The organism is Modestobacter lapidis (genome assembly GCF_054780755.1).
In genome coordinates this window covers 1-1341 of sequence record NZ_BAAGVS010000055.1, presented here as the reverse complement: position 1 = coordinate 1341, position 1341 = coordinate 1, and the positions used below count along the sequence as shown (strand labels likewise).

Here is a 1341-nt window from a genome sequence, read left to right as displayed (position 1 = left end):
TCTCGGAGGTGATCGGGTCGATCAACGATTTCCAGCTGACGATCGCCTCGGCGGTGGAGGAGCAGACGGCTACGACCAACGAGATGTCCCGGTCGGTTCAGGAGGCGGCCAGCGGGTCGGGTGAGATCGCCACGAACATCACCGGTGTCTCGGCTGCGGCGTCCTCCACCACCCAGGCGCTGGGTCAGACCCGGGTCGCGGTGGACGAGCTGTCCCGGATGGCCAGCGACCTGCGCACCACGGTCGGCCGCTTCACCTACTGACGCGCCAGGAAGCGCGCACCCCAGTCGCTCACCGCGATTCCCCGACGGTGAGCGACTGGCGGCGTGCCAGACCTACCCCCTACCTGTGCGGCAGCATTGCCGCATCTCTTCTGTTGGAGAACATTCATGAACGGCACCCCCATCACGTTGTCGCGGCGATTCCGCGATCTCGGCGTCCAGACCAAGATCCTGGCCGCGATCGGGACGGCCGTCGCCGCTGCTCTGACCGTGGGAACCGTCGGGCTCACGTCGCTGTCAGCGACGGCCGACCGGACGACGGCGATGTACGAGCAGAACACGGTCGGGGCGCAGCTGGCCGAGCACATGCAGTACCAGTACATCTCCTACCGGTTCGACGCACTCAACCGGGTGAACGCCCCGACGCCGGAGGCCAAGGAGGCCTTCGGGGCACAGCGCGACGCGGCCGGGGAGGCGGTGCTCAGGGCTGCCGAGCGCATGCGCACCGAGACCCGTCCGACTGCCGACGTCGTGGCGGCCCTCGACGAGGTGGTGACCGACTTCAACACCTACCTGGGGCTGGCAGCCCAGCTCAACCAGCTTGCCGCAGCCGGCCGGCAGGCGGAGTTCAACGAGTTGCGGTCGACGCAGGTCGCGCCACTCAGTGACCAGCTCCTGGAACGACTGGAGGGACTCTCGGCCCTGCAGCAGGAGCGCGCGCTGGCCAGCTCGGTAGCCGCCGAGGAGGCCTACGCTGCCACGCGCAATGGACTGGCCATCGTGCTGGTGCTGGGCAGCGGCCTGGCCCTCCTGGCCGGTGTTGTGGTGGCCCGGTCGATCACCGGTGCCCTGGCCCGGGTTCGGCGGTCCGCCGAGCGACTGGCCGACGGGGACCTGACCCACGAGACCGGTGTCGACCAGCGGGACGACGTCGGGCGGATGGCAGCCGCGATCGACGCGGCCCGGGAGAGCCTGCGCGGGCTGATGTCCTCCGTCGCTGCCTCGGCGGATGCGGTCGCCGCCTCGTCGGAGGAGTTGTCGGCGTCGTCGGCGCAGATCTCGGCGTCGGCGGAGGAGACGAGCGCGCAGTCGGGTGTGGTGTCGGCGGCGGCGGAGGAGG

The 1341-nt window shown here is 70.1% G+C and carries 1 protein-coding gene and 1 pseudogene; both read left to right on the top strand.

Going from position 1 to position 1341, the window contains the following annotated elements; all coding sequences use genetic code 11:
* Positions 1–263 (top strand): annotated as a pseudogene (locus ACYVG5_RS21410) (methyl-accepting chemotaxis protein); the annotation flags it as partial.
* Positions 264–389: 126 nt separating this feature from the next.
* The coding region (locus ACYVG5_RS21405; protein ID WP_460683535.1) for an MCP four helix bundle domain-containing protein at positions 390–1341 on the top strand (952 nt) is incomplete at its 3' end.